Raw genomic sequence first — 364 nt, forward strand, 5'->3', positions numbered from 1 at the left:
GAGTTTGACCCGTTCGCGCAGCTTGCCCGCCTGCGCCGCGAGCTGACCGAGGTGTTGCGGCAGCATGGCTTCGATTTTCTCCCGCAGTTGGCGGCTCAGTACCGGCGCCGAGCCTGCACTGGAGATCGCCACCATCAGCGGCGAGCGGTCGATGATGGCGGGCATGATGGCACTGCAGTGGGCCGGAGAGTCCACCACGTTGCAGAAGATCTGGCGCAGGCTCGCCTCGCGAAAGACCTGATGATTGACCTCTGGCTGGTTGGTGGCGGCGATCACCAGCCACTTGCCATCGAGCAGTTCGGGGTGAAAATCAGCGGCGCAGACGGTCAGACGACCCTGCTCGGCCCAGCTCATCAGCTGGGGT

1 protein-coding gene is annotated in these 364 nt (G+C 64.6%); it reads right to left on the bottom strand.

Annotated features, from left to right (window positions below; all coding sequences use genetic code 11):
- Positions 1–364 (bottom strand): NAD(P)-dependent oxidoreductase (locus BN1128_RS13870; protein ID WP_276325066.1); only part of this gene is annotated, 364 nt, incomplete at both ends.

Origin of the sequence: Aeromonas piscicola (assembly GCF_000820005.1) — a bacterium.
In the GTDB taxonomy this organism is placed as follows: Bacteria; Pseudomonadota; Gammaproteobacteria; order Enterobacterales; family Aeromonadaceae; genus Aeromonas; species Aeromonas piscicola.